This is a genomic window from Exiguobacterium sp. KKBO11 (assembly GCF_001644945.1).
In the GTDB taxonomy this organism is placed as follows: domain Bacteria; phylum Bacillota; class Bacilli; order Exiguobacteriales; family Exiguobacteriaceae; genus Exiguobacterium_A; species Exiguobacterium_A abrahamii.
Genome location: NZ_LUCU01000053.1, coordinates 1 through 236, shown reverse-complemented (window position 1 = coordinate 236; position 236 = coordinate 1). Strand labels below are relative to the sequence as shown.

The following is a 236-nucleotide window of genomic DNA, read 5'->3' as shown; positions in this document are numbered from 1 at the left end:
TCGAAGGTGGGGTAGATGATTGGGGTGAAGTCGTAACAAGGTAGCCGTATCGGAAGGTGCGGCTGGATCACCTCCTTTCTAAGGAAAACGTCCCTTACGGGACATGCCCATCGTTCAGTTTTGAGAGTCTAATTCTCTCTAGTCATGGAATGGGCCTATAGCTCAGCCGGTTAGAGCGCACGCCTGATAAGCGTGAGGTCGGTGGTTCGAGTCCACTTAGGCCCACCATTTCCATT

1 tRNA gene and 1 rRNA gene are annotated in these 236 nt (G+C 52.1%); both read left to right on the top strand.

Going from position 1 to position 236, the window contains the following annotated elements:
* Positions 1–78, top strand: a 16S ribosomal RNA gene (locus AYO36_RS14080); the annotation flags it as partial.
* Between the two features lie 73 nt (positions 79–151).
* A tRNA-Ile gene (locus AYO36_RS14075) sits at positions 152–228 on the top strand.
* Positions 229–236 lie beyond the last annotated feature (8 nt).